This window comes from Vibrio sp. V19_P1S1T109, assembly GCF_002241375.1.
GTDB lineage: Bacteria > Pseudomonadota > Gammaproteobacteria > Enterobacterales > Vibrionaceae > Vibrio > Vibrio anguillarum.
Genome location: NZ_NDIM01000196.1, coordinates 1 through 5604 on the forward strand (window position 1 = coordinate 1; position 5604 = coordinate 5604).

Here is a 5604-nt window from a genome sequence, read left to right on the forward strand (position 1 = left end):
CTTGAATTTTATGCATAAATTTATCTAAATTCTGCTTAAGCTGTTCAGGATGAAGCGCTGCATTCTTTAATGGTTCAAGCATTTAAATGGTCCAAAATGATGATTATCGTCTAATAGTACCAACAACTCTTCGAAAAGTAGAAAATTTCCTAATTTAGTCCCTATAAGCGCCTCAATAAAATTGGTATTATGTGCGCCAAATGATGAACAAAATTAAGATATGTATTGGCACTAAATGGTGAATAAAATGCATACCTTTGCAATTCCAAGAATTAAAGGAAACGCGTGTGAATATCCAAGCACTGATTAATGACAAAGTATCTCAGGCTCTTGAAGCCGCAGGCGCACCAGCTGGCAGTCCTGCTGCTGTTCGCCAATCGGCCAAAGCGCAATTTGGTGACTATCAAGCCAATGGCATTATGGGCGTAGCTAAGCAACTGGGTACCAACCCGCGAGAATTTGCTCAAAAAGTATTGGATGTTCTGGACCTCGATGGCATTGCGAGCAAAACGGAAATTGCAGGCCCAGGTTTTATCAACATTTTCCTCAGTGAAGCGTTTCTTGCTAAACAAGCGGATATCGCCCTAGCAGATGAGCACCTTGGTGTAACCAAAGAAGCGCAAAAGACGATCGTCGCAGACTACTCAGCGCCTAACGTTGCCAAAGAGATGCATGTAGGTCACTTACGCTCAACCATTATTGGTGACGCTGTTGTGCGTACCTTGGAATTTTTAGGCCATAAAGTGATCCGCGCCAACCACATCGGTGACTGGGGCACGCAATTTGGTATGTTGATAGCCAACCTTGAACGTGTGCAACAAGAATCTGGTAACGAAGTTTCAATGGAACTTTCCGATCTTGAAGCTTTCTATCGTGAGTCAAAAAAACTCTACGACGAAGATGAAGTGTTTGCTGCTAAAGCACGAAATTATGTGGTCAAACTACAAAGCGGTGACGAATTCTGCGCTCAAATGTGGAAAAAATTGGTGGACATCACCATGATCCAAAACCAGCGTAACTATGATCGTTTGAATGTTTCGCTCACGCGCGATGATGTGATGGGCGAAAGTATGTACAACGACATGTTGCCCGGCATCGTAGCCGATTTAAAAGAAAAAGGTTTGGCGCAAGAAGATGATGGCGCACAAGTCGTTTTTCTTGAAGAATACAAAAATAAAGATGGCGAGCCAATGGGCGTTATCATCCAAAAACGTGATGGCGGCTTCTTATACACCACAACCGATATCGCGTGTGCAAAATACCGTTATGAAACCTTAGGTGCGGACCGTGTGTTGTACTTTATCGACTCGCGTCAACATCAGCACCTAATGCAAGCATGGACGATTGTCCGCAAAGCGGGCTATGTACCTGAAGAAGTGACTCTTGAACACCACGCCTTTGGTATGATGCTAGGCAAAGATGGCCGCCCGTTCAAAACTCGTGCTGGCGGTACTGTTCGTCTGGCCGATCTTCTCGATGAAGCGCAAGAGCGTGCCGCTAAATTAATTGAATCCAAAAACCCTGATTTAGACGCCGCAGAAAAAGCGAACATTGCCAATACTGTCGCGATGGCCGCAGTGAAATATGCTGATCTTTCTAAGCACCGTACTACCGATTACGTGTTTGACTGGGACAACATGTTGGCATTTGAAGGTAACACTGCACCTTACATGCAGTATGCCTACACACGTGTCGCGTCAATTTTTGCTAAAGCAGGCGTATCGATGGATAACCTGACGGGTGAAATTAAAGTCACACAAGAGAAAGAAAAAGCTTTGATTGCGAAACTTCTGCAGTTTGAAGAAGCGGTACAAGCTGTTGCCCGCGAAGGCCAACCTCACATTATGTGTAGCTACCTATTTGAATTAGCTGGCCAATTCTCTAGCTTCTATGAAGCATGCCCAATCTTAGTCGCTGAAGATGAAAGTGTGAAACAAAGCCGCCTAAAACTGGCTGCGTTGACAGCAAAAACCATCAAGCAAGGTCTGTCGCTACTCGGTATTGATACATTAGAACGTATGTAACGACAGCTATGAGTGAATGAAAGGGTTGACCATGGTCAGCCTTTTCTTTTATCGGTGATAACATCCGTGCAAGTGAGATTGACATGAATTTTGAACTCCACCCGCAACTGGCCAAAGACACTTCCGTCATTGGTGAATTTCCTCTTTGCTTAGCCTTACTCCATAAAGATAATGCCGTACCTTGGATTATTCTGGTGCCTAAACGTGCCAATTTGAAAGAGTTGCATCATCTACCAATGCAGGAACAGCAACAATTTTTATGCGAATCTCAAGCCGTTAGCCAAGCTCTTGAAGCCACGTTTTGTCCAGATAAACTCAATTTAGGTGCGCTGGGTAACATGGTGCCTCAGCTCCATATTCACCATGTTGCTCGATTTAAAAATGACGTAGCATGGCCAGGGCCTATCTGGGGCAATACTCAAGGGATAGTGAGAGCCGAACAAGAACAGCAAGCGATCTTAACCAGAATCCAAAATGTTCTATCACTGAGTTCTATTTTTAGAAAAGGATAAACGTCGTCTCTCACACCATATATTAGGTAAAAGTTTGAAAGCCGCTGACATCAGCGGCTTTCGTTTATCAGACAGAATGCCTAGCATCAATTATGACTAAAGTACGACAGTCAAAGACAGCCCGTTATTTCGGTTAAGCCCATAACGCACTCTTGTTACGCGGTTAGCCTTGTTGGTATCGATAGTGCGCGACAACACACCTTTTCGTATCCACACGGCTAACATAGCGTCAACGCCATCCTCACTGAGCGAAAATTTTTTCGCAATCGCCGAGCGGCTAACGATCCCATTCTCTTCAATGTAGCGCTTTAGCTCATTTAATATCATGCCACTTGTACCTCAAGCACCGTTTTCTGCTGGAGTCCTTTTCGCTTAAGCATTTTAAAGGTCAACAAACTCGCCATAACAATGGCAATAATCCACGTTAAACTTTCGACAGGGGTTTCGGTGATCCTAGTCGCTTGGTAATAAAGCGCGGCGCCACCATACGCAAGCCCCATCGTCCATACTGCGATAAAACGAGCATAATTCGCACCAAACTCACGAACATAAGCCCCCATGGCTGCAACACAAGGCGTGTAAAGCAAAATGAAGATAAGGTAGGCAAATGCGGCATGACCAGTCACAAAGTGCTGTTTCAAATTACCAAAGATTGAGGCATCTACGGCTTGCTCTTCAGCCACTGCGCTACTGTCTGTCAAGTCTCCGACTTCGATACCGAGCGGATCAGAGAAGCTTAATCCCGTTAGGTTTTCTGGAATAGACATAACCGCTTCTTGTAGGCTCGCCATTAGGTCATATTCACTTTCATCACCTTCAGCAGAGGTATACAAATTGTTTAATGTTCCGACTACCGCTTCTTTTGCAAAAATACCCGTGATGATACCCACTGTCGCTGGCCAGTTATCTTGATTGATACCAATAGGAGCAAATACTGGCGTAACCACTTGAGCCACTTTTGATAACACTGAGTTGTCACTATCTTCATTACCAAAGCTGCCATCAGTACCAACTGAATTGAGGAAGCTTAAGATCATAACGACGATGACAATCGTTTTCCCTGCACCGAGAACAAAACGTTTTAATTTCTGCCATGTTTTGATCATGATGTTTTGCAGCGTTGGGATCTCGTAATCTGGCATCTCCATGACTAGGCTGTCGCTTGAACCCGGATAGAGCGTATGCTTCAAAACCAAACCAGTGAACACTGCAGCTAAAATGCCCAACAAATAAAGAGCAAAAACTACATTTTGACCGCTTTCAGGGAAAAATGCCGCAGCAAATAGCGCATACACGGGCAAACGTGCACCACATGACATAAAGGGTGCCATCGATGCCGCTAATTTACGTTCACGTTCTTGATCTAGAGTTCGGGTCGCCATAATCGCGGGAACGTTACAACCAAATCCTAAGACAAGCGGAACAAACGCTTTACCCGGTAGGCCTATCTTCTGCATCACTTTATCTAAAACAAAAGCCGCGCGAGACATATAGCCTGAACTTTCGAGTACAGCTAAAAATAAGTACAAACAAGCGATAACTGGGATAAATGTGGCGACGGTTTGAATACCTCCACCAAGGCCATCGGCTAATAATGTCACTAGCCAAATAGGCAAATGATCATCCAGTAAGTGGTGCCCGCCATCAACCAATAACGCCCCGACGCCAATGTCGAAGAAATCAATGAAAGCGCTCCCAATATTGATCGAGAACATAAACATTAAGTACATAACCACAAAGAAAAACGGTACACCCACCCATTTATTTAAAATCAGCTTATCCGCTTTTTGTGTAAAACTGTGGCTTAGTTTCCCTTCTGTTTTGCGGATCTGCTGGCATTGTTCATGCAAAAATGTGTATTTGGTATCAGCGACATGCAGATCAATATCTAAACCACTTTGCAATTGCTCTTTCTGGATAAGCTCACGCTGCACTTCTGGTAATCCATTAATCACCAAAAGATCATTTTCTAAGGCACGAATAGCTAATGCGCGAGGTGCCACTTGCTTATGTTGAAAAATAGTGGCTAATTTTCCGATCGATTGTTCAAATGCACTGCCGTAATCCAATAGCAGTTCTTTAAGAGCTACGCCTTGCAGCAGTACTTTATGCAGCTTTTCTTTGAATCGACTCACCTGCTCTTTACTGGTAGCAGAAAGCATAAAAACGGGGCAACCTAGAACTTTCTCAAGTTGTTGAATGTCTAGACCTTGACGCTCTCTTTTTAAAGCGTCCATTTTATTCAAAACCACAATCATTGGACGACCGAGCTCTCTCAATTGAAGCGTCATATAGAGACTGCGCTCCAAACACGTCACATCCACAACGTTAATGATTAAATCGGCAGGATGTGTAAGAACCGCTCTAGAGGCAATGGATTCGTCAATGCTGTTACTGTCATTCCCGCTGTCAAGTGCGTAGATGCCCGGCAAATCCGTTAGTATGAATTCATCTCCAGAATGAGTGTAGCGGCCCGTTTTTTTCTCAACTGTAACACCAGCCCAGTTACCGACTTGCTGCTTAGAACCAGTCAGCCCATTAAATAACGTTGTTTTGCCACTATTAGGGTTACCAACGGTTAGAATTTGATATCGCACTACGCTCTCTCCACTTCAATACAAGCGGCTATATTTTCACGTACCGCTAAAGAGACGCCTCTCACTTCAAGTTGAAGTGGATCTCCCATAGGAGCTCTTCTGATTAACGTAACAGTAGTTAGAGGCAGCAAGCCCATCACCATCAATTTTTTACGAATGTCATTTGGAAGTTGATTGAACGCGACAATGCTCGCGCTATCCCCTTCATTTAATTGAGATAATTTCATCTATCTTGCTCTCAATGGTAGTGGTAATGAGAAATATTTTTATTAACAGGCGAATAATACACGCGCTAACCCTCTATTTTATTGCGTGAAATCAAAGATTGCATAAATCCATCACGTTGTTTTCGGTAAATAAACTGACGTTAAAAACGTTAAAAAATTATCAGGTACAAATGAGCTCAACATAAAAAAATAAACAAAAACAGATAAAATGAAAATAAACCATTAAAATCAATCGGTTATGGTT

The 5604-nt window shown here is 43.4% G+C and carries 5 protein-coding genes; 2 read left to right on the forward strand and 3 right to left on the reverse strand.

Going from position 1 to position 5604, the window contains the following annotated elements:
* Window positions 1-287: 287 nt before the first annotated feature.
* The gene (gene argS, locus B9J87_RS09280; protein WP_094123958.1) at window positions 288-2024 is read left to right on the forward strand and encodes an arginine--tRNA ligase; all 1737 of its coding nucleotides are present in this window, start codon (window positions 288-290) and stop codon (window positions 2022-2024) included.
* A gap of 83 nt (window positions 2025-2107) precedes the next feature.
* Entirely contained in the window at window positions 2108-2536 is a 429-nt protein-coding gene (locus tag B9J87_RS09285; RefSeq protein WP_017042525.1) for an HIT family protein, read from the forward strand.
* Window positions 2537-2632: 96 nt separating this feature from the next.
* Here B9J87_RS09285 and B9J87_RS09290 read toward each other — a convergent pair whose 3' ends face one another.
* The 3 genes from B9J87_RS09290 to B9J87_RS09300 are packed head-to-tail and all read right to left on the reverse strand — an operon-like array spanning window position 2633 to window position 5360.
* Entirely contained in the window at window positions 2633-2863 is a 231-nt protein-coding gene (locus B9J87_RS09290) for a FeoC-like transcriptional regulator (protein ID WP_017045231.1), read from the reverse strand.
* The gene (gene feoB / locus B9J87_RS09295; protein WP_094150425.1) at window positions 2860-5133 is read right to left on the reverse strand and encodes a Fe(2+) transporter permease subunit FeoB; all 2274 of its coding nucleotides are present in this window, start codon (window positions 5131-5133) and stop codon (window positions 2860-2862) included. Before feoB ends, B9J87_RS09290 begins: the two co-directional genes overlap by 4 nt.
* Window positions 5133-5360 carry a FeoA family protein gene (locus B9J87_RS09300; protein ID WP_013856356.1) on the reverse strand — a complete coding sequence of 76 codons (228 nt, stop codon included), beginning with the start codon at window positions 5358-5360 and terminating at the stop codon, window positions 5133-5135. Before B9J87_RS09300 ends, feoB begins: the two co-directional genes overlap by 1 nt.
* Window positions 5361-5604: the final 244 nt, after the last annotated feature.